General features: G+C 60.6%; 24 protein-coding genes and 2 pseudogenes. 8 read left to right on the forward strand and 18 right to left on the reverse strand.

The genetic code is table 11. From position 1 onward, the window contains the following. The first annotated feature begins 27 nt into the window (after positions 1-27). Positions 28-1,230, forward strand: a complete 1,203-nt coding sequence (locus TX23_RS21775; RefSeq protein WP_057703968.1) for a glycosyltransferase family 4 protein — start codon at positions 28-30, stop codon at positions 1,228-1,230. Here TX23_RS21775 and TX23_RS21780 read toward each other — a convergent pair. The 7 genes from TX23_RS21780 to rplU form a co-directional block, all read right to left on the reverse strand. Next, complete coding sequence (locus TX23_RS21780) at positions 1,199-2,302, reverse strand: NADH:flavin oxidoreductase (protein ID WP_057703969.1); 1,104 nt, start codon at positions 2,300-2,302, stop codon at positions 1,199-1,201. The two genes, TX23_RS21775 and TX23_RS21780, sit on opposite strands and share 32 nt — an antisense overlap. Before the next feature lie 219 nt (positions 2,303-2,521). Then, the gene (locus tag TX23_RS21785; RefSeq protein ID WP_057703970.1) at positions 2,522-3,004 is read right to left on the reverse strand and encodes a glutathione peroxidase; all 483 of its coding nucleotides are present in this window, start codon (positions 3,002-3,004) and stop codon (positions 2,522-2,524) included. 101 nt (positions 3,005-3,105) lie between these two features. Continuing rightward, a complete protein-coding gene (locus tag TX23_RS21790) occupies positions 3,106-3,570 on the reverse strand; it encodes a CreA family protein (RefSeq protein ID WP_003194082.1) in 465 nt (154 codons plus the stop codon). A gap of 16 nt (positions 3,571-3,586) precedes the next feature. Further along, a complete protein-coding gene (gene proB, locus TX23_RS21795; protein WP_057013120.1) occupies positions 3,587-4,705 on the reverse strand; it encodes a glutamate 5-kinase in 1,119 nt (372 codons plus the stop codon). Positions 4,706-4,814: 109 nt separating this feature from the next. Then, complete coding sequence (gene cgtA / locus TX23_RS21800; protein ID WP_005791308.1) at positions 4,815-6,038, reverse strand: Obg family GTPase CgtA; 1,224 nt, start codon at positions 6,036-6,038, stop codon at positions 4,815-4,817. 192 nt (positions 6,039-6,230) lie between these two features. Next, positions 6,231-6,488: a 50S ribosomal protein L27 gene (gene rpmA / locus TX23_RS21805; RefSeq protein ID WP_003176049.1), complete on the reverse strand. Its 258-nt coding sequence runs from the start codon at positions 6,486-6,488 to the stop codon at positions 6,231-6,233. Between the two features lie 34 nt (positions 6,489-6,522). After that, positions 6,523-6,837: a 50S ribosomal protein L21 gene (gene rplU / locus TX23_RS21810; RefSeq protein ID WP_003176051.1), complete on the reverse strand. Its 315-nt coding sequence runs from the start codon at positions 6,835-6,837 to the stop codon at positions 6,523-6,525. 239 nt (positions 6,838-7,076) lie between these two features. Between rplU and TX23_RS21815 the strand changes: the two genes are divergently transcribed. From TX23_RS21815 to TX23_RS21825, 3 genes are all read left to right on the forward strand, one after another. After that, positions 7,077-8,045 carry a polyprenyl synthetase family protein gene (locus TX23_RS21815; RefSeq protein WP_057703971.1) on the forward strand — a complete coding sequence of 323 codons (969 nt, stop codon included), beginning with the start codon at positions 7,077-7,079 and terminating at the stop codon, positions 8,043-8,045. A 170-nt stretch (positions 8,046-8,215) separates the two neighbouring features. Continuing rightward, on the forward strand, positions 8,216-8,557 hold the full coding sequence (locus tag TX23_RS21820) for a zinc ribbon domain-containing protein YjdM (protein ID WP_057703972.1): 342 nt from the start codon (positions 8,216-8,218) through the stop codon (positions 8,555-8,557). A gap of 160 nt (positions 8,558-8,717) precedes the next feature. Continuing rightward, positions 8,718-8,975 (forward strand): PA4570 family protein, encoded by a 258-nt coding sequence (locus TX23_RS21825; protein ID WP_005791321.1) that lies wholly within the window; start codon positions 8,718-8,720, stop codon positions 8,973-8,975. Between the two features lie 60 nt (positions 8,976-9,035). On the opposite strand, the gene TX23_RS21830 is transcribed toward TX23_RS21825, so the two are convergent. Then, complete coding sequence (locus TX23_RS21830; RefSeq protein WP_014719893.1) at positions 9,036-9,653, reverse strand: FKBP-type peptidyl-prolyl cis-trans isomerase; 618 nt, start codon at positions 9,651-9,653, stop codon at positions 9,036-9,038. 255 nt (positions 9,654-9,908) lie between these two features. On the opposite strand from TX23_RS21830, the pseudogene TX23_RS28835 reads away from it, so the two are divergent. Further along, a pseudogene (locus tag TX23_RS28835) lies at positions 9,909-10,973 on the forward strand (methyl-accepting chemotaxis protein); the annotation flags it as partial. Positions 10,974-11,231: 258 nt separating this feature from the next. Then, positions 11,232-11,828 (forward strand): annotated as a pseudogene (locus TX23_RS28840) (methyl-accepting chemotaxis protein); the annotation flags it as partial. A 291-nt stretch (positions 11,829-12,119) separates the two neighbouring features. Here TX23_RS28840 and TX23_RS21840 read toward each other — a convergent pair. From TX23_RS21840 to TX23_RS21855, 4 genes are read right to left on the reverse strand one after another with little or no spacing between them, the layout of a single operon-like run. Continuing rightward, the gene (locus TX23_RS21840; RefSeq protein ID WP_057703974.1) at positions 12,120-12,488 is read right to left on the reverse strand and encodes a glyoxalase superfamily protein; all 369 of its coding nucleotides are present in this window, start codon (positions 12,486-12,488) and stop codon (positions 12,120-12,122) included. 29 nt (positions 12,489-12,517) lie between these two features. Next, positions 12,518-13,981 (reverse strand): N-acyl-D-amino-acid deacylase family protein, encoded by a 1,464-nt coding sequence (locus tag TX23_RS21845; protein WP_057703975.1) that lies wholly within the window; start codon positions 13,979-13,981, stop codon positions 12,518-12,520. 1 nt (position 13,982) lies between these two features. Next, the gene (locus tag TX23_RS21850) at positions 13,983-14,843 is read right to left on the reverse strand and encodes a MurR/RpiR family transcriptional regulator (RefSeq protein ID WP_057703976.1); all 861 of its coding nucleotides are present in this window, start codon (positions 14,841-14,843) and stop codon (positions 13,983-13,985) included. Positions 14,844-14,868: 25 nt separating this feature from the next. Further along, positions 14,869-16,218: a GntT/GntP/DsdX family permease gene (locus tag TX23_RS21855; RefSeq protein WP_167346947.1), complete on the reverse strand. Its 1,350-nt coding sequence runs from the start codon at positions 16,216-16,218 to the stop codon at positions 14,869-14,871. Positions 16,219-16,465: 247 nt separating this feature from the next. On the opposite strand from TX23_RS21855, the gene TX23_RS21860 reads away from it, so the two are divergent. Then, positions 16,466-16,846: a lysozyme inhibitor LprI family protein gene (locus TX23_RS21860; protein ID WP_057703978.1), complete on the forward strand. Its 381-nt coding sequence runs from the start codon at positions 16,466-16,468 to the stop codon at positions 16,844-16,846. Between the two features lie 113 nt (positions 16,847-16,959). Here TX23_RS21860 and TX23_RS21865 read toward each other — a convergent pair whose 3' ends face one another. The 4 genes from TX23_RS21865 to TX23_RS21880 all read right to left on the reverse strand — a co-directional run bounded on the left by TX23_RS21865 (position 16,960) and on the right by TX23_RS21880 (position 21,305). After that, a complete protein-coding gene (locus TX23_RS21865) occupies positions 16,960-18,405 on the reverse strand; it encodes a SulP family inorganic anion transporter (RefSeq protein WP_057703979.1) in 1,446 nt (481 codons plus the stop codon). Positions 18,406-18,604: 199 nt separating this feature from the next. Further along, positions 18,605-19,498, reverse strand: coding sequence for an NAD-dependent epimerase/dehydratase family protein (locus tag TX23_RS21870; protein WP_057703980.1), 894 nt, complete (start codon positions 19,496-19,498; stop codon positions 18,605-18,607). Between the two features lie 103 nt (positions 19,499-19,601). Then, positions 19,602-20,498, reverse strand: a complete 897-nt coding sequence (locus TX23_RS21875) for a LysR family transcriptional regulator (protein WP_057703981.1) — start codon at positions 20,496-20,498, stop codon at positions 19,602-19,604. A 42-nt stretch (positions 20,499-20,540) separates the two neighbouring features. After that, entirely contained in the window at positions 20,541-21,305 is a 765-nt protein-coding gene (locus TX23_RS21880; protein WP_057703982.1) for a sulfite exporter TauE/SafE family protein, read from the reverse strand. Positions 21,306-21,490: 185 nt separating this feature from the next. Between TX23_RS21880 and TX23_RS21885 the strand changes: the two genes are divergently transcribed. After that, the gene (locus TX23_RS21885; protein WP_057703983.1) at positions 21,491-22,402 is read left to right on the forward strand and encodes a LysR substrate-binding domain-containing protein; all 912 of its coding nucleotides are present in this window, start codon (positions 21,491-21,493) and stop codon (positions 22,400-22,402) included. Between the two features lie 15 nt (positions 22,403-22,417). Here the strand turns inward: TX23_RS21885 and TX23_RS21890 are convergent, their stop codons facing one another. Continuing rightward, positions 22,418-23,845 (reverse strand): amino acid permease, encoded by a 1,428-nt coding sequence (locus TX23_RS21890; RefSeq protein WP_057703984.1) that lies wholly within the window; start codon positions 23,843-23,845, stop codon positions 22,418-22,420. A gap of 132 nt (positions 23,846-23,977) precedes the next feature. Then, on the reverse strand, positions 23,978-25,228 hold the full coding sequence (gene kynU, locus TX23_RS21895; RefSeq protein ID WP_057703985.1) for a kynureninase: 1,251 nt from the start codon (positions 25,226-25,228) through the stop codon (positions 23,978-23,980). Between the last annotated feature and the right edge of the window lie 116 nt (positions 25,229-25,344).

A 25,344-nucleotide genomic window follows, 5' to 3' on the forward strand; every position in this document is an offset into this window, starting at 1 on the left:
ACATGGCCCACGCCGACACTGTGGGTCATGACGACAGCCTCGCTTCACATCACCCTCATTACCGAAACCTTCCCGCCGGAAATCAACGGGGTGGCCAATACCCTTGGCCGCCTCTGCGAAGGTTTGCGCTCGCGTGGCCATCAGGTCGAACTGGTGCGCCCACGCCAGAGTGCCGACCAAAGCCGCACCAGCGACGATGAACTGCTGCTGTGCCGCGGCTGGCCACTGCCTGGCTATCCAGGCCTGCAATGGGGTCAGTCGTCGATGCACAAGTTGCTGCGCCGTTGGACGCGCCAGCGCCCGGATGTGCTCTATATCGCAACCGAAGGGCCGTTAGGGCTGTCTGCATTACGTGCAGCTCGGCGCCTGGGCATCAGCGTGGTCAGCGGTTTTCACACCAACTTTCAGCAGTACTCCAACCAATACGGCTTGAGCCTGTTAAGTCGCATGGTCACCCATTACCTGCGCTGGTTTCATAACCGTTCAACCTTGACACTGGTACCCAGCGCCAGTCAGCGCCTGGAACTGGAGCGCCGACATTTCGAACGCCTGGGCATGTTGTCGCGGGGTGTGGACAGCCAACTGTTCCATCCTGCCAAACGCGATAACGCCTTGCGTGAGAATTGGGGTTTGGAGAGCAGCGATGTCGCCGTGCTGCATGTCGGACGCCTGGCCCAAGAGAAGAATCTGGGGCTGCTCAAACGTTGCTTTGATGCATTGCAGGATACCTACCCACTACGGAGGATGAAGCTGATTGTCGTCGGTGATGGCCCCCAGCGTGCGTCGCTGGAACGCGACCTGCCCGATGCGGTGTTCTGCGGCACTCAACGCGGCGAAGAGCTGGCAAGGCATTACGCCTCAGGGGATTTGTTCCTGTTCCCCAGCCTGACCGAAACCTTCGGCAATGTGGTGCTCGAAGCGATGGCGTCTGGCCTGGGAGTGGTGGCTTACGACCAGGCCGCCGCCAGCCAGCATCTACGTCATGGCTATAGCGGCGCGCTGGCAATGCCTGGGGATGAAGACGCATTTTGCGATGCGGCCATCTGGCTGCTGGAGGAGCGTGAAACGCTACGCAGAGCGCGCTTGAATGCCCGACAACATGCCAGCCGTCAGGGCTGGCCGGCGATTATCGAGCAATTCGAGCGCCAGCTGCGTGGGGTATGCGAGGACGGTCAACCGGTGCCTGCCCTCTCACCGCTCACACCAGAGTCATCAACGCCTCACGACTGAAGGGCAAGATGTCGCCCTCTCGCCCTTCGCGCACCTTCACGGCCCAATCCGGGTCCACCAGCAACGCACGCCCTACGGCCACCAGGTCGAACTCATCGTTGTTCAGGCGCTCCAGCAGCTTTTCCAGGCTGGCAGGTTGCGCGACCTTGTCGGTGTTGACCATAAATTGCAGGAACTCTCCATCCAGGCCAACACTGCCCACGGTGATGGTCGGCTTACCCGTAAGCTGACGCGTCCAGCCCGCCAGGTTGAGGTCGGAGCCTTCAAACTCCGGCTCCCAGAAACGGCGCGTGGAGCAGTGGAAAATATCCACGCCGGCGTCAGCCAATGGCTTGAGGAACTCACCCAGCGCCTCGGGGGTTTGCACCAGGCGGGCGGTGTAGTCTTGCTGCTTCCACTGCGAGAAACGCAGGATAATCGGAAAGTCCGGGCCGACCGCGGCACGGGTGGCCTCGATCAGTTCAATGGCAAAGCGCGAACGCTTGGCCAGACTACCGCCGTATTCGTCGGTGCGTTGGTTGCTGCCTTCCCAGAAGAACTGATCCACCAGATAGCCGTGGGCGCCATGGATTTCCACACCGTCCATGCCGATCGCCTGGGCGTCCCTGGCGGCTTGGGCGAATGCGTTGATCACGTCCTTGATGTCCTGTTGCGTCATACCGTGGACAACCACGTTGCCGTCCTTGAGCTTTTCCATCGGGCCATAAGCAGGCACGCTGGCGTCAGGCTCGGTGCCGATACGGCGCACACTACCCACATGCCACAACTGCGGAACAATCTTGCCGCCTTCGGCATGTACCGCGTCGACCACTTTCTTCCAGCCGGCCAGTGCGGCTTCACCGTAGAAGTGCGGGACGTTGGGGTAGCCGTTGGACGCCGGGTGATCGACCACAGTGCCTTCCGTGATGATCAGGCCCACACCGGCAGCCGCACGACGACGGTAGTACTCGATGACTTTGGAATTGGGTACGCCACCCGGAGAGAACGAACGGGTCATGGGCGCCATGACCACACGGGTCGTCAGTTGCAGTGCACCGAGCTGGAAGGGTTTGAACAAGGCTTGGACAGGCATGGGGCACTCCGCCGGGAAGGGATTTATGACACAGATAATATGGGGAGTGTGCAGCGCTTAGTAGCACTATTGATCTGGGTGATTAAAGGGGTAAAAGTCGCCGAATACCTGTAGGAGCGAGCTTGCTCGCGAAAAATCCGGGAACACGCGTTAAGTCAGGATATACGCGTTATCGTTGGCGATCTTCGCGAGCAAGCTCGCGCCTACAGGGGGTGTGTTTCAGCTCAGGGCTTTTTCGATGGACTGGATGATAGTCGGGTCGTCCGGGGACGTACGCGGCGAGAAGCGCGCGAGTACCCGGCCATCTTTACCCAACAGGAATTTCTCGAAGTTCCAGGTGATATCCCCTGGAAACTCGGCGCCCTCACCCGCCAACAAGCGGTACAGCTGGTGACGATCAGGGCCGTTGACCTCAAGCTTGCTGCCCAGGGGAAAGCTCACCCCGTAATTCAGGCTGCAGAACTCGCGGATCTCTTGCTCGGTCCCCGGTTCCTGGCCTGCAAACTGGTTGCACGGCAAGCCAAGCACCGTGAATCCCTGGTCCTTGTATTGCTGGTAGAGGTTTTCCAACGCCGCGTATTGCGGGGTCAAACCACATTTGGACGCCACATTGACCACCAGCACAACCTGGCCCTTGAAGGGCGCCAGCGGTAGCTCTTGTCCGTCCAGGGCTTTGAGTTTCAGATCGTGGAAAGCACTCATGACGAACTCCAGATATCCCATATTCTTTGCATTGCAGCTCTCGGAGCTTACAACCGGCGAGGCTGCAATCATAGACGCCGATGACAAAACCCGCCCGCAGGTTACTGAGCGGTCGGCCAGGGCAAAATCGGAATAGCCGTCACCGCATTCTGCGGGCTGCCTTCGATCAGGCGGTCGCTGTAGACCAGATACACCAGGGTATTGCGTTTCTTGTCGAGGAAACGCACCACCTGCATGGTCTTGAACACCAGAGAGGTACGTTCCTTGAAGACTTCGTCCCCGTCCTTGAGTTCGCCCTTGAAGTGGATCGGGCCCACCTGGCGGCAGGCAATCGAGGCTTCAGCGCGATCTTCGGCCAGGCCCAGGCCGCCTTTGACGCCGCCGGTCTTGGCACGGGACAGGTAGCACGTCACGCCATCGACCTTGGGGTCATCGAATGCCTCGACCACGATGCGGTCATTGGGGCCGACAAACTTGAACACCGTCGACACCTGGCCGACTTCCTCGGCCGAGGCCAGCAGTGGCATGGCCAGCAACAGGCCAAGCAATCCCTTCATTACGCGCATCGGGTATTCCCTTCGTTTAAACCAGGATGAGGTTATCGCGGTGCACCAGTTCAGGTTCCGCCATATACCCCAAGAGTCCGACAATCGCGTCAGACGATTGTCCAATAATCTTCTGTGCCTCTAGGGCGCTGTAGTTGGCCAGGCCACGGGCAATCTCGCGGCCGTCCGGCGCGACGCACACCACCATTTCGCCACGGCGGAAGCTGCCCTGTACCAACTTGACACCCACCGGCAACAGGCTCTTGTTGCCCTGGGACAACGCCGACACCGCACCCGCATCCAGCACCAATGTACCCCGGGTTTGCAGATGCCCGGCCAGCCACTGCTTGCGCGCTGCCAACATGCCGCGTTCCGGCGACAGCAGCGTACCAATGCGCTCACCGGCCTTGAGGCGATCCAGCACGCGCTCCAGGCGCCCGCCGACGATGATGGTATGGGCACCGGAACGCGCAGCCAGGCGCGCGGCGCGCAGTTTGGTCTGCATACCGCCACGGCCCAGAGCGCCGCCGACGCTGCCGGCGACCGCATCCAGTGCCGGGTCATCGGCACGGGCTTCGTAGATCAATTGAGCATCGGGGTTGTTGCGCGGGTCGGCGTCGAACATCCCGTCGCGGTCGGTGAGTATCACCAACAGGTCGGCTTCCACCAGGTTGGCCACCAGCGCAGCCAGGGTGTCGTTGTCGCCGAAACGGATTTCGTCGGTGACCACGGTGTCGTTTTCGTTGATGACAGGGATGACCTTGAGTTCCACCAGGGCGCGCAAGGTGCTGCGGGCGTTAAGGTAGCGCTTGCGGTCGGACAGGTCGTCGTGGGTCAGCAGGATCTGCGCCGTGTGGCGGCCGTGCTCGGCAAAGCTGGACTCCCAGGCTTGCACCAGGCCCATCTGGCCGATGGCGGCGGCGGCTTGCAGTTCGTGCATCGCGCTGGGTCGCGCGGTCCAGCCGAGGCGGCTCATCCCGGCGGCAACCGCCCCGGACGACACCAGCACCAGTTCGACACCGGCCTCATGCAAGGCCACCATCTGCTCGACCCAGACGCTCATGGCTGCACGATCCAGCCCCTTGCCATCGGCCGTCAGCAACGCACTGCCGATCTTCACGACCCAGCGCTGCGCACCTGTCACTTTGCTCCGCATCATCTTCAACCTTAAAGTGAGGGCCGCGCGACCCAGCGCCGCCCATAACGTTATACCCGGATACCAAAACGCCGCTCCAGGGAGCGGCGTTCAAGTTTATCGCAACGAATCAATCGCGCACGTAAATGATTTCCGGGCCGTCTTCATCATCCACGTCTTCTTCGTCCCAATCATCGTCGCCGATGTCATGGACCGACTTCACGCCGCTGCGGCGCAGTGCACGCTGGTCGTCCAGAGCCTGCAACTGGGCACGGGCTTCGTCTTCGATCTGCTGGTCAAGCTCGGCGAGCTCGGCCTTGAAGACCGGGTCGGCCGCCAGGCGGTCGGCACGGTCTTCCAGATAACGCATGATGTCGCGGGTCAGGCGTTCGGTGCCTTCTTTGGCGATGGCCGAGATCACGTAGACCGGGCCTTCCCACTCCAGGCGGTCGACAATTTCCTTGACGCGCTCTTCGTGCTCTTCTTCCAGAATCTGGTCGCACTTGTTCAGGACCAACCAGCGATCACGCTCGGCCAGGGCCGGGCTGAACTTGGTCAGCTCGCTGACGATCACTTCGGCGGCATCGGCGGCACTGGTGTCATCCAGCGGCGCCATGTCGACGAGGTGCAGCAGCAAACGGGTGCGGGACAAGTGCTTGAGGAAGCGAATCCCCAGGCCGGCGCCGTCGGAAGCGCCTTCGATCAGGCCAGGAATATCGGCCACCACGAAGCTTTTCCAGCGGTCGACGCTGACCACGCCCAGGTTTGGCACCAGGGTGGTGAACGGGTAGTCGGCGACTTTCGGCTTGGCGGCCGATACCGAGCGGATGAAGGTACTTTTACCGGCGTTCGGCAGGCCCAACAGGCCCACGTCGGCGAGGACTTTCATTTCCAGCTTCAGGTCACGCTGTTCGCCCGGCTTGCCCGGCGTGGTCTGGCGTGGTGCACGGTTGGTACTGGACTTGAATCGGGTGTTACCCAGACCGTGCCAGCCGCCCTGCACAACCATCAGTTTCTGGCCGGCCTTGGTCAGGTCGCCAATCACTTCCTGGGTCGCGGAGTCGATGATCGTGGTGCCGACCGGTACGCGCAGTACCAGGTCTTCACCTTTTTTGCCGGTGCAGTCGGTGCTGCCGCCGTTGGAGCCACGCTCGGCATCGAAGTGCCGGGTGTAACGGTAGTCGACCAGGGTGTTGAGGTTTTCGTCGGCCATCATGTAGATGGAACCGCCGTCACCGCCGTCACCGCCGTTTGGACCACCGTTTTCGATGAATTTTTCGCGACGGAAACTCATGCAACCGTTACCGCCGTCGCCTGCTTTTACTCGGATGGAAACTTCATCAACGAACTTCATAACAAAACGCCTCTCGCCGCATGGACGAGCTTAAGAAACCAAGACATAAGACTCTTGCAAAAATGAGCGCAGCGACCTCAATCAGCGACCGCAAACCTGCGCCTGAGCTCATCACAAACAGCTTTGCAAGAGACTCACTCCACAAACGAAAAAGCCCCGTCGCAAGACAGGGCTTTTCCAGCGATCTCGCAATTAAGCTGCGACAACGCTCACGTAACGGCGGTTGAACGCGCCCTTTACTTCGAACTTGATCACGCCTTCGATTTTAGCGAAGAGGGTGTGATCTTTACCCATGCCAACACCGTAACCGGCGTGGAATTGGGTGCCGCGCTGACGCACGATGATGTTGCCCGGAATGATTTTCTGGCCGCCATACATCTTCACGCCAAGGCGTTTGGCTTCTGAGTCGCGACCGTTACGGGTACTACCACCAGCTTTTTTGTGTGCCATGAGTCAATTCTCCTAGTGAGGAATTAGGCTGAAATTAAGCCTGAATACCGGTGATTTTGATCTCGGTGTACCACTGGCGGTGGCCCATACGCTTCATGTGGTGCTTACGACGACGGAACTTGATGATGCGGACTTTATCGTGACGACCTTGGGAGATCACTTCAGCCACAACGGTAGCGCCAGCAACAACTGGAGCGCCGATGTTCACGTCATCGCCATTGGCGACCAACAGAACGCGATCAAAAGTAACGGATTCGCCAGTAGCGATTTCCAGTTTTTCGATCTTCAGGTATTCACCTGGGGCGACTTTGTATTGCTTGCCACCAGTAACAATTACTGCGTACGACATGGTATTTCTCCGATAATCCTGCTCACCCAGCGCTTTATAAGAAGAGGTATTGGCTGGCATGGCTGCATGGGATGGACGTCCCGAATGCAATTGCGTAAGGCAGGTGCTGCCCAGGAAGTTCAGGGTGCGCGATTGTACGCAAGGTAAATGGGTGTTGCAAGGGGCCGTCTATCGCGCCTTGACACCCGGGGGTGAGGGTCCTAGCATGCCGCGCAACCCTTCTGGAGCGACTGTCGCTGATGCAACCCCAAGCTTTCTACCGCGCGGTCGCGGACGATTTTAGCGCCGTCGACGGCATCATCAAGCAGCAGCTGACGTCTAAAGTGCCGCTGGTCTCCAAAATTGGCGACTATATTACGTCGGCGGGCGGTAAACGCCTGCGTCCTTTATTAGTGCTGCTGTGTGGCAAGGCGCTGGGCCGCGAAGGCGACGATCTGCGTTTGCTGGCCGCGACCATCGAGTTCCTGCACACCGCCACCCTGCTGCATGACGACGTGGTCGACATGTCCGGCATGCGCCGTGGCCGCGAGACCGCCAATGCCATGTGGGGCAACGCGCCCAGCGTGTTGGTGGGCGACTTCCTGTACTCGCGCTCGTTCGAAATGATGGTCGAACTGGGCTCGATGCCGGTGATGAAGATTCTTTCACAGGCCACGCGCATCATCGCCGAAGGCGAAGTGTTGCAGCTGTCCAAGGTCCGCGACGCCAGCACCACCGAAGAAACCTATATGGAAGTAATTCGCGGCAAAACCGCGATGCTCTTCGAAGCCTCTACCCACAGTGCTGCCGCGCTGTGTGGCGCCACCGCCGAACAGGCCGAAGCCCTGCGTACCTTTGGTGATCACCTGGGCGTGGCGTTCCAACTGGTGGATGACCTGCTCGACTACAAGGGCGATGCCGAAACCCTGGGCAAGAACGTCGGTGACGACCTGGCCGAGGGCAAGCCGACCTTGCCGCTGATCTACACCATGCGCGAAGGTACGCCGGAACAGGCCGCCCTGGTGCGCAAGGCGATCCAGAAAGGCGGGATCGAAGACCTGGAGGCCATCCGCGCCGCCGTAGAAGCCTCGGGCTCCCTGGAGTACACCGCCCAATTGGCGCGTGACTACGTGGCGCGGGCGATCACATGCCTGGAAGCGCTGCCAGCCAGTGAGTACCGGGATGCCCTGGTTGAGCTGAGTGAGTTTGCGGTCGCTCGTACTCACTGATTTCGCGCTGTTTAATGTGGGAGCTGGCTTGCCTGCGATGACTGTAGTGAACTCACTGCCGCTACCGCAGGCAAGCCAGCTCCCACATTAGGACGAGTCCAACCCCACCCGCGTTTAAAACCCTATATAATGTGCGACTTTTAGCCATCCCTGACTTTCTAGGAGCTTTAGTGAGCACGTTGCCTCCCTGCCCAAAATGCAATTCCGAATACACCTATGAAGACGGCGCCCAGCTGGTCTGCCCGGAATGCGCCCATGAATGGTCCGCCACTGGCGAGGCCGAAGTGGCTGGCGATGAAACCGTGAAGAAGGACTCTGTGGGCAATGTCCTGCAGGACGGCGACACCATCACCGTGATCAAGGACCTCAAGGTCAAGGGCACCTCCCTGGTGGTCAAGGTCGGCACCAAGGTCAAGAACATCCGCCTGTGCGACGGCGACCATGATATCGACTGCAAGATCGACGGTATCGGCCCGATGAAGCTCAAGTCCGAATTCGTGCGCAAAGTCTGATCCTGCTGCATTCCATCCCGCGCCCGCCGCGGGATGGCGTTTCGCCCTCCCCGTTGATCGAACGCAATATCCACACAGAAAAAACCAGAAATAGCCAATAGACCCTTGCTATTCTACGAATAAGAATTATTCTCATTGAAACCCATCAAGGAGAACGACCATGACTTATTTGATAGATGCCTGGCTGGATCGCCCACACCCTTACCTGCGAATCCTGCATCGGGAAACCGGCGAAGTCTGTGCGGTGCTTGAGGAAGAAGCGCTGAACGAACTACAGGACCAGGGTGATCTGGACGTAAATGGCCTGAGTTCCAGTGAGCCTGGGGTACTGAAGGAAGTGGTGAGGAATTTGTTTCTGTTCTGCTACGCCCGAGCATTGCGCCCGGCGACCGATTTGAATGGCAAGTTCCATCCATGACGAAACTGGCAAATGCCTGTTGGGGCGAACGCATTCGTCCCAACAGGTAACCTGCAGGTCTTACAGAACGTCGAGCAGCTCGACGTCGAATACCAGAACGCTGTGCGGCGGGATGCTGCCAACGCCTTGAGCGCCGTAAGCCAGTTCGCTCGGCACGTACAGGCGCCATTTGCTGCCGGCATTCATCAGTTGCAGGGCTTCGGTCCAGCCGGCGATCACGCCGCCAACCGGGAATTCCGCAGGCTGGCCGCGCTCGTAGGAGCTGTCGAACACAGTGCCGTCGATCAGAGTGCCGTGGTAGTGAGTACGCACTTGGTCTTCACGGGTCGGCTTGGCGCCGGTACCGGCAGTCAGCACTTCAAATTGCAGGCCGGAAGCCAGGGTGGTGATGCCATCACGCTTGGCGTTTTCCGCCAGGAAGGCCAGGCCAGCGCCTGCGGCGGCTTCAGCCTTGGCAGCGGCTTCGGCTTGCATGATTTCACGGATCACTTTGAAACTGGCAGCCATCTGCTCCTGGTCAACGCGGCTTGGCTGGCCTGCGAATGCGTCGGTCAGACCGGCCAGGATTGCGTCCAGGCTCACGCCCGGTGGCGGGTTGTCGCGCAGTTGGTCGCCCAACTGACGGCCGATACCGTAGCTGACGCGGGTTTCGTCGGTGGACAGATTAACTTCGGACATGAAGAGGCTCCGCTGTAGGACGCCACGGTTTCCCGTGCCGCCCAGAACTAAAAGGGCCCGCAGACTAGCACACAAGAGCGGCCCATGATCAGCCCCACCCCGGCATCGCCTTAGCGTGCCGACGACCCTTCGTCGCCCGGCAATAAAAGTATTTCAGAATTGTCCCTTGCCGCCGATACAGCCCTACACATCTTGGCTGGCTCAAACAACAACACACCGTCCAGCAGACAGACATCACTCTTCAAGGAGCTTTCGATGAACAGCTGGTTCGGTAACATCAGCGTCAATCTCAAACTCGGCCTGGGCTTTGGCCTGGTGCTGGTCCTCACCTCGATCCTGGCACTCACCGGCTGGACCAGCCTGGGTGGCCTGATTGACCGCAGCAACTGGATGAGTGACATCACCCAGCTCAACGCCTCGCTGACCAAGCTGCGCATCGTGCGCTTGCAATACATGCTGGCCAATGGCGACGAAGCCGTGGCGCAGAATGTGCAGACCAGCCTGGATGCCTTCGCCGCTCAACAACAGAAATTGCTGGACAGCTTCAAGAGCCCGGAAAACCTCAAGCTGCTCAATGACCAGAAAGCCGTCATTACCGCTTACCGCCAGTCCCTGAACAAAATGCGCGAGGCCTACCGCAATGGCAACGCTGCGCGCGACGTCATGGGCGCCAAGGCCGATGTCGCCAACGCGCAAATCAATGCGCTGCAAACCAGTGTGCAGCAGGCGTCGGATAGTCCGGAACGCTTCACGCAATTTCTGGCCGTAACCCAAGCCAAGAATGAGTTCCAGCAAGCTCGCTACGAAGTGCGCGGCTATACCAATAGCCCCAACGCAGAAACCGAAGCCCGCGCTGCGGCGCAACTGGAAAAAGCCGTCGCCGGTTTGAAGGACCTCAGCGCGGCGTTCGGTACCGGTCAGCAAAGCGCGTTGTCGGCCCTGGAAACCGCCCTCGGTGCCTACCGCAGCGCGGTGCAGAGCTACAAGGCAGCCAACGCCAACATCGTCACCGCCCGCGCCGAAATGACCACCCAGGGCGCCGATATCGTGACCATCAGCGACAAGCTGTACGACATTCAACTGGAACGTCGCGACGCTGAAAGCACCCAGGCCCGCAGCCTGCAATTGATCAGCACCTTGCTGGCTTTGCTGGTTGGCGTAATTGCCGCCTGGGTCATCACCCGTCAGATCACCCGCCCGATCCAGGACACCCTGGCGGTGGTAGAGCGCATCGCTTCGGGCGACTTGAGCCACAACATCCAGGTAACCCGCCGTGATGAGCTGGGCGTGCTGCAACAAGGCATCCAGCGCATGGGCACGACCCTGCGCGAGTTGATCAGCGGCATCCGCGATGGCGTGACTCAGATCGCCAGCGCCGCTGAAGAGCTATCGGCCGTAACCGAGCAAACCAGCGCCGGCGTGAACAGCCAGAAGATCGAGACCGATCAGGTCGCCACCGCCATGCATGAAATGACCGCCACCGTGCAGGAAGTTGCGCGCAATGCCGAGCAGGCGTCCCAAGCCGCCTCCGACGCCGACGGCCAGGCCCGCGAAGGCGACAAGGTGGTGGCCGAAGCCATCGCCCAGATCGAACGCCTGGCGGCCGAAGTCGCCCGCTCTACCGACGCCATGACGCACCTGCAACAAGAGAGCAACAAGATCGGCAGCGTGATGGACGTGATCAAGGCGGTGGCCGAACAGACCAACCTGCTGGCGCTTAACGCCGCCATTGAAGCTGCGCGTGCCGGTGAGGCCGGGCGTGGCTTCGCGGTGGTCGCCGACGAAGTACGCGGCCTGGCCCAGCGTACACAGAAATCCACCGAGGAAATCGAAGGCCTGGTGGCCGGCTTGCAGAACGGCACCCAACAAGTCGCCAGCGTGATGAACAACAGCCGCAGCCTGACCGACAGCAGCGTCGAACTGACGCGCAAGGCCGGGGTATCCCTGGAAAACATCACCCGCACCGTGTCGAATATCCAGTCGATGAACCAGCAGATCGCAGCGGCCGCCGAACAGCAAAGCGCTGTGGCCGAAGAGATCAGCCGCAGTATCGTGAATGTGCGGGATGTGTCCGAGCAGACCGCTACGGCCAGTGATGAGACGGCCAAGTCGAGCGTGGAACTGGCTCGCTTGGGTAGCCAGTTGCAGCAGATGGTCAGTCATTTCCGGGTGTAGCACCACAACCACTGTGGCGAGGGAGCTTGCTCCCGTTGGACTGCGTAGCAGTCCCGTTTTTTAGGGGCGCTTCGCACCCCAGCGGGAGCAAGCTCCCTCGCCACAGGTGCAAACTTAGACATACTCGGCCCTCCTAGAGTTGGGCCTTACCTCCAGCGCACTTACCGGAACACGTGAGCCTTTGGACGCGGGTCAATGCGTCCTTTGAGATAGCAAACCCCAGCCACTCACTGGGTTTGCAATAAAAAACCGCCCTACTAAGGCGGTTTTTTATTGCCTGCAATTTACCGCTCACCCCTCGCTGTCCTCGACAAACACCAGCCGATTCCCAAACGGGTCACGGATGCTCATCTCCCGCGAGCCCCAGGGCGTGTCCTCAACCCCAGGCTTGGCATATCGGTACTCTTTGCCCAACAACTGCTGCTGATACGCATCGACCCCTTGGGCCTGAATTCGCACCGCCGCCCCCGGCGAAGCATCACCATGATGCTCGGACAAATGCAGCACGCATTCCCCCAGCGAGACCTGAAGGTACAACGGGAAATTCGCCTCGAAACGATGCTGCCAATCGACCTTGAACCCCAGGAAGTCGACGTAGAATTCCAAGGCTTTGACCTCGTCAAAAATCCGCAGAATGGGGACGACTTTTCCTAAGTGCATGGCGACAGCTCCGTATAAAAGAAGCCCCACTATAAAGCTGTAAACCCACCACGCAAATCCCCGTTACGCGCCAGGAACCGGCCTGCTCTCGCGCCGTTCGCCTGCCCATCGCGATAGCTCAATACGCCATTGACCCACACGCCATCAATCCCTTCAGCTGCGCGCTGCGGTGCGGTGAAATCCGCCACATCCCGCACCCGCAGGGGGTCGAACAACACCAGGTCGGCCCAGTAGCCTTTACGGATCTCGCCACGCTCGGCCAGCCCAAAGCGCGCCGCCGACAAGCCGGTCATCTTGTGCACCGCCGTGTGCAAAGGGAACAAGCCGACATCCCGACTGAAATGCCCGAGTACCCGTGGGAAGGCCCCCCACAAGCGTGGATGAGGAAACGGGTCTTCAGGCAAGCCGTCCGAGCCCACCATCGACAGCGGATGCGCGAGGATGCGCCGAACGTCGCCCTCATCCATCCCGTAATACACCGCCCCTGCCGGCTGTAAACGGCGAGCGGCCTCCAACAGCGAAACGTTCCACTCGCCAGCGATGTCCTGCAAATCGCGCCCGCCCATGTGCGGGTGCGGTGTCGACCAGGTGATGGTGATGCGAAACGCGTCGGTGACCTGCTTGAGGTCCAGGGTCGAGGAACTGGCAGCATAGGGATAGCAATCACAGCCCACCGGATGATTTTCCGCTGCGGCCTCCAGAGCCGCCAACAGCTGCGGACTGCGCCCCCAATTACCGGCACCCGCGCATTTAAGGTGGGAAATAATCACCGGCACCCTGGCATGTCGACCGATCAGAAACGCCTCATCCATCGCCTCCAGCACCGGCTCGAACTCGCTGCGCAAATGCGTGGTGTACACCGCACCGTAGGCCGTCAGTTCCTCGACGAGTTGCAACACCTCATCAGTCTCGGCGTTGAATGCGCTGGCGTAGGCCAGGCCTGTGGATAACCCAAGGGCACCGGCCTCCAGGCTCTCTTGCAACTGCACGCGCATGGCCGCGATTTCATAAGGCGTGGCGGTGCGATGCAGGTCATCCATATGGTTGCTGCGCAATGCCGTGTGGCCGATCAAGGCGGCGACGTTCACTGCCGGATCGGCGCCTTGCACTGCGTGGCGATAATCGCTGAACCGCGGATAACAGAACTGCTCACGCTTGCCCAATAAGTTCATTGGGTCCGGCGGGTCGCTGCGCAAACTCACCGGCGAGGCGCTGATGCCACAATTGCCGACAATCACCGTGGTCACACCCTGACTGAGCTTGGGCAACATCTGCGGCTGGCGGATCACCACCGTGTCATCGTGGGTGTGCACGTCGATAAAACCTGGCGCCAATACGCGGCCATGGGCGTCGATGACTTGCTCGGCCCGGGCTGTGGACAAGTCGCCAATCGTGCGGATGCGCCCTGCGTGCACGCCCACATCGGCGACATACCCTGGGGTGTTACTGCCATCGATGATCAGCGCCTGGCGAATCAGCGTGTCGTACGTCATATCAGTCTCCAAGCGGCAGGCTGTCAGGGCCGCCGCGGTAATCATCCAGGGCCAGTTTGATCCGGCGCAGGCGTTCCTGGTTGTCGTCCGGCAAGGCCAGCGCCAGCTCGGTGGCAAGCAGGTCGATGGCCAGTAACATGCCGTAGCGGGCGGCGGTGGGTTTGTAGATAAAACTGGTTTCCGCCGGTTGCAGCGGCAGCAGGACATCCGCCAGTTCGGCCAGGGGAGAGTCCGCGAGGGTGATGGCAATGGTCCGTGCGTCGTAGTTGCGCGCCAGTTTCACCACATCCAGTAATTCAGGTGTGCGGCCGGTGAGGGAACAGACAATCAAGGCATGTTGCGGGCCCAGGGTCGCGGCCGTGACACGCATCATCACCGGGTCATGGCAGGCCGCAATCGGGTAGCCCAGACGCACCAGGCGCACCTGCAACTCATCGCTGCACAGGCTGGAGGGGCCGCCCATGCCGAACGCGTGAATCATCCGCGCCTTGCCCAGCAAAGTGACCGCATCGACAAAGCTGTGCTGGTTAAAACCTGACAAATGCTGGCGCAGCGTCGCTTCGATATCGCCCAGAATTTGCCGATGAAAGGCCGACTGTTCCGGCAACCCCGTCGGGTCCAGGAAGCGGCTGCCCACACCACTGGCCTGGGCCAGTTGCAGGCGCAAATCGCGCAAGTCACGGCAGCCGACGCTGCGGGCAAAACGCGACAAGGTCGCGGTGCTAACCTCGGCCCGCTGGGACAACGCCTCCAGGCTGGCCGAGGCGGCAAAGCCCACATCATCAAGCATCAACTTGGCGATACGCCCTTCGCCGGCGCTGAACGAGTCCTGGCGGGCGCGGATCTGGTAGAGGATGTCCATGCAGGCTCCGGTTATAGAATCAAGCTCATAACACCAGCGACAAGCCGTAGGTCAGACCGAAGGCGACCAGCGAAATCAGGGTCTCCAGTACGGTCCAGGTTTTGAAAGTCTGGATCACCGTCATATTGAAGTATTCCTTGATCAGCCAGAAGCCGCCGTCGTTAACGTGGGAAAAAATCACCGAACCAGCCCCGGTCGCCAGCACCAGCAATTCAGGGTGTGGATAACCCAGGCCCAAAGCGACAGGCGCAACCACCCCGGACGCAGTGGTCATGGCAACCGTGGCCGAGCCCGTGGCGATACGCATCAACGCCGCAAACAGCCAGCCCATTACCAGCGGCGACAAGTGGAACGCATGGGCCAGGCCGAGGATTTCATGGGTCACACCGGCGTCCACCAGGATGCGATTCAAACCACCGCCCGCGCCCACCAGCAAGGTGATACTGGCGGTCGGCGCCAGGCATTCGTTGGTGAATTTGAGTATCGACTCCCGGTTAAAGCCCTGGGCCAGGCCCAAGGTCCAGAAGCTCACCAGGGTCGCCACCAACAGGGCGATCACCGAGTTGCCGATAAACAACAGGAACTGGTTGAAACCGCTGCCCGGCGTGGAAATCACATTGGCCCAGCCGCCGATCATCATCAGCACCACAGGCAGCAGAATAGTGCCCATGGTCAGCGCAAAACTGGGCAGGCGAGTACGCGGTTCGCGCTCGATAAACTGGCGCTCCAGCGGGTTCTCCGCCGGCAGGTGAATATGCGGCACGATGAATTTGGCGTAGACGGGGCCGGCGATGATCGCCGTGGGGATACCGATCAAAATCGCATACAGCACCGTCTGCCCGACCGAGGCGTTGTAGGCCAGCACCGCCATCATCGCCGCCGGATGCGGTGGCACCAGCGCGTGCACCACCGACAAGCCGGCGACCATCGGCAGGCCCACCATCAGGATTGACACACCCACGCGCCGCGCCACGGTAAAGGCAATCGGCACCAGCAATACAAAACCCACCTCGAAAAACAGCGGCAGCCCCACCAGGAACGCAATGCACACCATTGCCCAGTGGGCATTGCGTTCACCGAAGCGGTTGATCAGCGTACGCGCCACCTGCTCGGCGCCACCGGACTCGGCCATCATCTTGCCGAGCATGGTGCCCAACGCCACCACCAGGGCGATATGGCCCAGGGTTTTACCGACGCCCGCCTCATACGACCCCATGATGGTGTCGGCCGGCATCCCGGCCATCAGCGCAAGGCCGATGGACACCAGCGTGATGACGATAAACGGGTTGAGTCGGTAACGTGCAATCAGCACGATCAATGCAATGATGGCGATGGCAGCGTATGCCAATAGCCCGAAGCCCGGTGATGCGGCCATGCGGTACTCCTCGGAAAGGGTCACGTCGAATTGGTTGTGAAACTCATAAATCATTACCGAGGAGCAATTTCAATTTTCATGAAAGTAATTTTCGCCCACGGACAAGCGCTGTCGCGTGGAGATATGTCCAGCGCCAACCCATGAAAATCCGGGGGATGTTCTTACATGAAGATCAGAGGATGCCTGAAACTCACGCGCCGCCCTTGAGTCATAGAATGCGCATCCACTCATGCTCAGGAAACCGCCCATGATTCGCACCACACTCGCCGCCAGCGCCCTGCTTCTGTGCCTGGGCGGCACCGCCTATGCGGCCGACAATGCCGCGTTGAAAAAATGCATGGACAGCGCCAATACCACGGCGGACATGGTCAACTGCAACGCCCGGCAAACCAAGGTGCAGGACGAGCGCCTGAACCGCGCCTACAAGACCGCCCTCGCCGCCCAGGACGGCGCGCGCAAGCAGCAACTGCAGGACGTGCAGCGCCTGTGGATCAAATACCGCGACGCCAACTGCGCCTTCGCCGGCAGCGCCACCGGCGGCACCCTTGATCAGGTCAACGGCTCCGGCTGCGTACTGGACATGACCCAAACCCGCGCCCAGGAACTGGAAGACCTGGTAGGGCCATAATCGCGACCTCGCATCCTGTAGGAGCGAGCTTGCTCGCGAAAAACCCGAGAACGCCGCGCAGCATCAGAATCCCCGCGTTATCGTTGTCGATTTTCGCGAGCAAGCTCGCTCGCTCAGTCGTGGTGAACCTTGGCGCGCTTGAGCAGTTTTTTGCAGCGCTCGGATAAATGCAGCACACGCAAATGCTTGCCGGCCTTGGCATAGCGCTCGCGCAAGGTCATCAACGCAGCAATCGCCGAATAGTCGACAAAGCTCAGGTGACGGCAATCGAGCGTGACCTGAGCCGGGTCATTGGCCGGATCGAACTGATTCAAAAACGGCGTGGTTGAGGCAAAGAACAACGTGCCATGCAGCCGATAGAGCTTGCTGCCATCGGCCTCCAGATGTGCATCGGCGTATAGCTCGCGCGCCTGCTGCCAGGCGAAGTTCAGCGCGGCGATAACGATACCGCACAGCACAGCGGTGGCCAGGTCGGTAAACACCGTAATGATCGTCACCGCCATGATCACCAGCACGTCGTTGAGCGGCACCTTGTTGATCACCCGCAGCGAAGCCCAGGCGAAGGTCTGTTGCGACACCACAAACATCACGCCCACCAACGCCGCCAGCGGAATCCGCTCGATCAGCGGTGACAGAAACAGAATGAACAGCAGGATCATCACCCCGGCAAACACCCCGGAGAAACGTCCGCGCCCGCCGGAGCTGAGGTTGATCACGGTTTGCCCGATCATCGCGCAACCGCCCATGCCGCCGAACAGGCCCGAGACCATATTCGCTGCGCCCAGGGCCACGCTTTCACGGTCGGGGTAGCCACGGGTCTCGGTGATTTCGTCGGTGAGGTTGAGGGTCAGCAGGGTTTCCAGCAGGCCGACCATCGCCATCAGGAACGCGTAGGGCGCAATGATGCTCAGGGTGTCCAGGGTCCAGGGAATCTGCGGCAGGGCGAAGGTCGGCAAGCCACCGGCGATATGTGCCATATCGCCCAACGTGCGGGTCGGCAGGCCCAGCAGGTACACCGCCAGACCAACGCCAAGGATCGCCACCAATGCGGGCGGCACGGCGCGGGTCAGACGTGGCAGCAGGTAGACAATCGCCATGGTCACCGCCACCAGCCCCGCCATCACATACAGAGGCGTGCCGCTGAGCCACTGTTCGCCGCTCTTGAAATGCTCCAGTTGTGCCAGCGCAATAATGATCGCCAGCCCGTTGACGAAACCGAGCATCACCGAGTGCGGCACCATGCGCACCAGCTTGCCCAGGCGCAGCAGGCCGAAAGCGACCATGATCAACCCGCCCAGCAGTACCGTCGCCAGCAGATACTCCACGCCGTGTTGCACCACCAGCGCGACTATCACCACTGCCATCGAACCGGCGGCGCCCGAAACCATGCCGGGACGGCCACCGAACAAAGCGGTGAGGGTGCAAATGATGAAAGCACCGTAGAGGCCCATCAGCGGGTTGAGGTGGGCCACCAGGGCAAAGGCGATGCATTCGGGCAGCAAGGCGAAAGACGTGGTGAGGCCGGCCAGGGCGTCGGCGCGCAGACGGGTGAGGTTCATGGAGTACCAGGGAATTGCGGGGGATAAGGCAGGGAATGGTACGGAATTACGGCGGGTGGGGCTAGTGAAGTGTCAGCTCCGAGGTACCGAGTCGCCTCTTTCGCAGGCAAGCCAGCTCCCACATTTGATAGGGGTCACACCTTAAAAATGTGGGAGCCGGGCTTGCCCGCGATGGCCACGCCGCGGTGCTAAGCGAACATCAAATCATCTCGTTGCGAATCCACTCCACCACCGACGTACGCTTCGGCGCCCAGCCCAACAGTTCACGAGCGTTTTTACCGCGCACTCGGCTGTTGGAGCCCAGCCCATAGTTGGCCATTTCATAGCCCCACTCGGCCTCAGCCTCGACCAATGGCCAATCCTGTGGTTTGCCCAGGTTCAGCGCTTGGGCAATCGCCGTGGTCATGTCGATAAACGCCGCTTCGCTGCTTTCCACAAAGTAGAATGTACCCGGAACGTTTTTGGTCAGCGCCAGCAGATACAGGGCGACCACGTCTTCAATATGCACGTTGGACCAGATGTTCTGCCCGCTGCCCACATGGCGCACTACACCGCTCTTGCGCGCCTGCTTGAGCAAGCGTGGCAATTGCACGCTGTCACGCTTTACGCCCAGGCTGTGGCCGTAGATCAGGGTGTTGCAGATCACCGCCGAATTCACACCGTCATTGGCCGCCGCGAGGATCAGGTTGTCGATCGCCACGCGTGCGGCCTTGTCGACGGTCGGCTCAGGTAGATTGTCTTCGAAGTAGATGACTTCACTGGCCTTGCCGCCCGACGCATCGCCGACGATGCTCGAACCGCTGGTGTGCAGGAACGGCTTGTTTGAGCCTTTCAAGGCGGCCAGCAAGGTTTCTACGGCAGCGCGATGGTCGCTGCTGGCGGCGTTGATCACCGCATCGGCCTTCTGCGCCTGCGCCGTCAACACGGCTGCGTCGTCGAGGGTGCCGATCACCGGCGTGATGCCCAGCGCGGTCAGTTCAGCGGCTTGTTCGGCGCTGCGCACCAGGCCGGTGACGTGATGGCCGGCGTTGACCAGGCCGGTGGCGATCGAACCGCCGATAAACCCTGCTGCACCGGTAACGAATACATTCATGGAGGTTGCTCCTGACTGGGTAAGTGATGCGCCCAGTATCCAGCCCCCGCTGCTGCCGAATAAGCCCGTACGGCCCAATTCACTCTTGCGTGTAAGTCACGAATCAGCGCGCATACCGTGCCAGCTTGACCTGAATAAAGTCCAGGAAGCATTGAATGCGCAGTGCCAATTGCGAGTTGCGATAGAACACCGCGTGAATCGGCTGACGATAACCGCTATTGAACGCCTCCAGCATGGGCACCAGGCGGCCGGCGTCGATGTCGTCGACGGTCATGAAATTCGACAGGCAACAAATGCCCTGCCCCTGCAGCGCCAACTGACGCAGGGTTTCGCCACTGGACGCGCTGACGCCGGGCTGGATCAGCCAGCGGTCACCTTCGCCGTGACGCAGCGGCCAGTGGTTGAGGGTCTCGGTGTGGGTGAAGCCCAGCAAGGTGTGATCAGCCAACTCGGCAACGGTCGTCGGCGTGCCGTACTGCTTGAGGTAGTCGGGGCTGGCCAGGATATGCAGCGGCGTACTGCCCAGGGAACGCGCGTGAAGGGTCGAGTCAGCCAGGGTACCGATGCGAATGGCGATGTCGGTGCTTTGCTCAAGCAGGTCAATGATCAAGTCGTCGCTGTTGAGCTCCAACTGGATATCCGGGTACAAGCGGCGAAATTCGGCGATGTACGGCACGATCCCATGCAGCATGAACGGCACCGCGGCATTGATACGCAGGCGGCCGGCCGGTTTTTTCTGGCGCGACGACAGGCGCTCTTCCAGCTCCTCCATCTGCGCCAGAATCACCTTGGCCTGCTCGAAGAAGTACTTGCCCTCCTCGGTCAGGTTCATGCGCCGCGTGGTGCGGTTGATCAGCGTGGTGTCGAGCTTGGCTTCCAGGCGCGACAAGGTGCGGCTCACCGCAGACGGCGTTTGCCCGACCTTTTCGGCGGCGGCCGAGATCGAGCCGCATTCAATCACGCTGACGAAGATCTGTAGCTCATCGGAACGGGCTTTCACGGGCGGTCCTTGATTTGTCGGCTGACACAGGCACGGCCATTATTAACCAGCCAACAACAAATGGCCTCCCAACAACGCCATGCCGGTGAAAAATCCACGTTTGAACCACAGCGCACTGATGCGCTGGCGCACCACCTGGCCCAACCACATCCCCAGCAACGCCGGTACCAGCGCCAGCAATGACGCCCCCATTTCACCGCCGCCCAGTGCCCCGCGCCAGGCCAGCCCGGCGGCAAGTGCCAACGTCGATACGGTGAACGACAGCCCCAGCGCCTGCACCAACTGGTCACGGCTCAAGCCCAGCGCTTGCAGATACGGCACCGCAGGGATCACGAAGACACCGGTGGCCGAGGTAATGATGCCGGTGATCACCCCGCATAAAGGGCCCAACCAGCGCTCGGTTCGGGGCGCGATCTTAAAGGTCGGAAGGAATAAGCCGCTCAACGCATACACCAGTAAAGCCGCGCCCAGGGCACGCACCACCCAAGGCCCGCTCCCCATGCCCAGCCACAAGGTGCCCAGCCCAGTGCCGAGGAAAATCAGCAACAGCATCGGCCACAGGCGTTTGAGCAAGGCACCCAAGTGCCCGCCAAAGGACAGTTGCCAGAGGTTGGTTACCGTCGAAGGAATGATCAGCAATACCGCAGCCTGCGCCGGCAGCATAGCCAGGCCAAGCATGCCCATGGCTACAGTGGGCAAGCCAAGGCCGATGACGCCCTTCACCGTACCGGCCAGCAGGAAGGTGGTGATGACCAGCGCTGTCAGGGCGGGGCCGAGGTTTTGGTAGAACGAGAGGAAGGTATTCATGCACCGATTGTGCAGGGCTGGAGAGTGGCTGAAAATTCGCCATATACTGAGCCAGCCTCTTGTTTTGTGTGAGGCTGATGACGCTATCGCAGGCAAGCCAGCTCCCACATTTGAATGTATTCACAATTCAAAGTGTGGGAGCTGGCTTGCCTGCGATGAGGCCCTTCCAGTCACTGGGAAACTTCATGCACTTTGACCTCATCGACCTGCGCCTCTACCTGCACATCCTGGACACCGGCAATATCACCGCCGGCGCGGCCCGCAGCCACCTGTCCCTGGCTGCCGCCAGCGCACGCATCCGAGCTATGGAGTCTTCATTGGGCATTGCGTTTCTTGAGCGCGGTCGCCGTGGCGTCACCCCCACACCTGCCGGTAAAGCCCTGGCCCGGCACGCTCGCCTGCTGGTGCAACAGGCCGACCACCTGCAACAGGATCTGGCCGAATACGCCAATGGCGTCAAAGGCCAGGTACGCCTGCTGTGCAACACCACCGCCCTTAGCGAGTACCTGCCTGAACTGCTCGCACACTTTCTGCGCGAGCATCCCAACCTCGATATCGACCTGCAAGAGTTGCCCAGCCTGCGCATCACCCACGCCTTGCGTCAGGGTACCGCCGACCTGGGGATTATTTCCGATGCGGTAGACACCCACGGCTTGCAGACCCGGGCGTTTCGCGATGACCCGCTGGTGCTGATCATGCCCCTGGACCACCCGTTGACCAACCCGAGTTTTATCGACAGCTTGCAATACGATTACGTGGGCCTGGCGGCCAACAGCGCGCTGGCGGTTTACCTGGAAGAACAGGCATTGCACGCAGGCTTTCGCTTGCAGACACGCATTCGCGCCGACGGTTTTGACGGGGTGATTCGCATGGTCGCCGGCGGCGCGGGCCTGGGCATCGTGCCTCAGGCCGCCTTGGAGCGTTGGCCAACTGCGCGTCGCTTCAAGGCCCATCCCCTGCGAGAAGAATGGGCCTGTCGCAAACTGCTGTTATGCGCACGCTCGTTCGAGCAATTGCCCGGTTACGCCAGCACCTTACTCGCTGCGCTCAAGGCCCCCTGTAGGAGCGAGCTTGCTCGCGAAGATCGTCAACGATAACGCGAGCTATCTGGTTTAACGCGGAGCTCTCGGGCTTTTCGCGAGCAAGCTCGCTCCTACAGATGATGCGCGTTTGTGGAAGAAGGTGTAGTAAACCGCCGACAAGATCACCAAGAATGGCACGCCAAACACCAGCGTCATCTTGAAAGCGTCGGTGAAATAGGTGGTGATCATCACCGCCCCCATCAGCACCAACCCCAGCAGCGTGCTGTATGGAAAAAACCGCAGCTGGAACGACAATTTCGCCCCGCCATGGCGCTTGCGATAGCGACGAAAGAACAGGTGCGTGAGGAAGATCATGAACCAGGTGAAGATCGCGCCAAACATCGAGATCGCCATCATCAGGGTGAATGAGCTTTCCGGGTACACCACATTCAGCAGGGTCGCCAGGGCGATGCCCGAACTGGACAGCAACAAGGCGTTCAGCGGGATGCCGTTCTTGCTCAAGGCGCCCATGGATTTGGGCGCAAAGCCTGCACGGGACAGGCTGAACATCATGCGCGTGGTGATGTAGAGCTGGCTGTTCATGGCCGACAGCGCTGCGATGAGGATCACGAAATTCATCACCCCGGTGGCACCCGGAATACCGATGGTCTGCATCACCGTGACGAACGGGCTCTGGGCCTGGCCGGCCTGGTTCCACGGCACGATGGCGAGCATCAGCGCCAGGGTCAGCAGGTAGAACACCACCAGCCGCACGATGGTAGCGCGGAAGGCTTTCTTCACCGCCTGCTCCGGGTCGGCGGCCTCACCAGCGGCCACGGCGATCATCTCGACGCTGAGGTAGCTGAAGATCGACACAATGACGGCGATCCACATGCCACTCAAGCCATGGGGGAAAAAGCCGTCGTGGGCGGTGTAGTTCTGCACGCCATAGTCAGGGTTGCCGGAACCGAACACCACGTACACCGCCAGGATGATGAAGCCGACGATGGCGCTGATCTTGATGGTCGAGAACCAGTATTCGAAGTTGCCGAAGGTCTTTACGCTGATCGCATTGAGCACAATCAGCACACTGGAAAACGACACGATCCACACCCACTCCGGCACGTTGGCGAACCAGTACTTCATGTACATCGCTACCGCCGTGACCTCGGCGCCTACCGCCAGCACAATCGCCGCCCAGTAGGCATACCGCACCAGGAACCCGGCCAACGGGCTGATGTAGAACTCGGCATAAGCGCCGAAGGAGCCGGAGGTGGAGTGAGCCACCGTCATCTCCGCCAGGCAGCCCATCAGCAGCAAGGTGATCAAGGCGCCGATGGCGTAGCTCACCAGCACGCTGGGCCCGGCATAACCAATGGCGTAGGCGCTGCCCATGAACAGCCCGGTGCCGATGGCGCCACCGATGGCGATCATGCTCATCTGGCCGGAAGTGAGCTGGCGCCTGAGGCCCAGTTCGCGGTGAGTGATTTCTGCAAAGCCGTTGTCTGGCGTGGTCACGGGTGTGCCCCTTTATTATTGTGATGGTGGCTGACGCTGAACCTATGGGAGCTGGCTTGCCTGCGATAACGGTAGTGAATGCACCGACGCTATCGCAGGCAAGCCAGCTCCCACATTTGATCTGTGTTGCCCTTAAGTAACGCTGTTGCGCACTTTGAATTGCGGTTGGTCCCAAGTGGCGTTGTCGAGAATTTCACCGAGGATTTCCACCGCGTCCCACACCTCGGTAAAGCTGGTGTACAACGGCGTGAAACCAAAGCGCATGATCCGCGGCTCACGGTAATCGCCGATCACGCCTCGGGCGATCAGGGCCTGGATCACTGCATAGCCTTCAGGGTGTTCGAAGCTCACATGGCTGCCGCGCCGGGCGTGTTCACGCGGGGTGATCAGCTCCAGCCCATGGGCGGCGCAGCGGCTTTCGACCAAGGCGATAAACAGGTCGGTCAATGCCAGGGATTTGCTGCGCAGGCTGGCCATGTCGGTCTGGGCAAAAATATCCAGACCGCATTCCACCATGGCCAACGACGTGATCGGCTGGGTGCCGCACAGGTAGCGCGCGATACCGGCGCTGGGGGCGTAACTCGATTCCATGGCGAACTGGCGGGTATGCCCGAACCAACCCGACAACGGCTGGCGCACTACATCCACCAACGCCGGGTTGACCCACACAAAGGCCTGGGAGCCCGGGCCGCCGTTGAGGTATTTGTAAGTGCAGCCAATCGCATAATCAGCACCGGCCTGGTGCAGGTCCACAGGCACCGCGCCCGCTGAGTGCGCCAGGTCCCAGATGCTCAGCGCGCCACACTCGTGGCTCAGCGCGGTCAGCGCCGCCATGTCGTACATGTAGCCCGTCTTGTAGTTGACGTGGGTAAGCATCACCACCGCCACGTCGGCGTCGATGGCCTGGGGCAGCTCGGCCGGGCTGTTGACCAGGCGCAGGGAATAGCCTTGCTGCAGCAGTTCAGCCAAGCCTTCTGCGATATACAAATCGGTGGGGAAGTTACTTGCTTCGCTGACGATGACCTTGCGCGCTGGCGAGCGCTGGCGCTGCACGCTCAATGCGGCGCTGAGCACCTTGAACAGGTTGATCGAGGTGGTATCGGTGACCACCACTTCGCCGTCACGCGCACCGATCAACGGCGCCAGGCGGTTGCCCAAGCGCTGGGACAAATCCGCCCAGCCCGCGCTGTTCCAGCTGCGAATCAAGCCATTGCCCCACTCTTGGGCGATCACCTGTTGTGCCCGCTCCAGCGCTGCCACCGGGCGGGCGCCGAGGGAGTTGCCGTCGAGGTAGATCACGCCTTCGGGCAAGGCGAACTGTTGGCGCAGTGACGCCAACGGATCCTGGGCGTCGAGGGCTTGGCAATGGCTGCGAGTGGTCATGGGTCGTCCTGGTTTTTATAGGTGAGGATGGACCAAATAATGAACGAACTTTTAGAGAATTTTCGTGCAAAGTGGTGGGTAAACGGCTATTTAAGCTGTAGGAAATTCGAATTTAA

Origin of the sequence: Pseudomonas paralactis, from assembly GCF_001439735.1 — a bacterium.
GTDB lineage: Bacteria > Pseudomonadota > Gammaproteobacteria > Pseudomonadales > Pseudomonadaceae > Aquipseudomonas > Aquipseudomonas paralactis.